Annotated in this window: 1 protein-coding gene; it reads left to right on the forward strand. The window is 62.3% G+C overall.

Going from position 1 to position 385, the window contains the following annotated elements; translation table 11 throughout:
• Positions 1–385: fumarylacetoacetate hydrolase family protein (locus AAEY83_RS13105; RefSeq protein ID WP_351059394.1), on the forward strand; the 385-nt coding region annotated here is incomplete at both ends.

A 385-nucleotide genomic window follows, 5' to 3' on the forward strand; every position in this document is an offset into this window, starting at 1 on the left:
CGACAAGCGTGATCAGGACGGCGGTGCCTTCGACATCGAACTGGAAGTGCTGCTGCGCACCGAAGCCATGCGCGAGCAGAACCTGCCCGCCCATCGCCTGACCCTGAGCAACACCCGCTACATGTACTGGACCGTGGCGCAAATGGTCGCGCACCACAGCGTCAACGGCTGCCAGTTGCAGGCCGGTGACCTGTTTGGTTCGGGCACTTTGTCCGGCCCGGAAAACGGCCAGTTTGGCAGCCTGCTGGAGATTACCGAGGGCGGTAAGAAACCGATCGAACTGGCTTCCGGCGAAGTGCGCAAGTTCCTTGAGGACGGTGACGAAATCATCCTGCGCGCTCGCTGCGCCCGCGACGGTTTTGCCTCGATCGGCTTCGGCGAATGT

It is taken from the genome of Psychrobacter sp. TB20-MNA-CIBAN-0197 (assembly GCF_040309765.1).
Taxonomy (GTDB): domain Bacteria; phylum Pseudomonadota; class Gammaproteobacteria; order Pseudomonadales; family Moraxellaceae; genus Psychrobacter; species Psychrobacter submarinus.